We start from the raw sequence: 289 nt of genomic DNA, 5'->3' as shown, positions 1-289 counted from the left end.
CCCAGGTGGACGGCTGCTGCGGCCGCGCCAACATGATGGTCACCGACCACGACCCGGTCGACTGGGGCATCCGCGAGGGCATCGGCACTATGGAGCTCGGCGGTGTTGTTGGTGCAGTGGGTCTCGGCCTGGGCCTCGTGCGGCACAACGCCGTACTTCTTCACCATACCTGCGCGACCAGGCTCGCGCGGGTTGTTCACACCGATGAAGAACTGGCGCATCATGACCACCACCAGATAGCGGCCCTTGGGGGTCAGCGTCAGCTCCTCGGCGTTGTCGGTGGCAAAAG

At 65.4% G+C, this 289-nt stretch carries 1 protein-coding gene; it reads right to left on the bottom strand.

What is annotated here, in order from left to right:
- On the bottom strand, positions 1 to 289 hold a 289-nt coding region (locus tag NE591_RS15395; RefSeq protein ID WP_256157120.1), incomplete at both ends, for a hypothetical protein.

Origin of the sequence: Adlercreutzia sp. DFI.6.23, from assembly GCF_024462535.1 — a bacterium.
GTDB classification, from domain to species: domain Bacteria; phylum Actinomycetota; class Coriobacteriia; order Coriobacteriales; family Eggerthellaceae; genus Adlercreutzia; species Adlercreutzia rubneri.
Note: the sequence above shows the minus strand (reverse complement) of the source record. Positions and strands in the feature narration are given on the sequence as shown.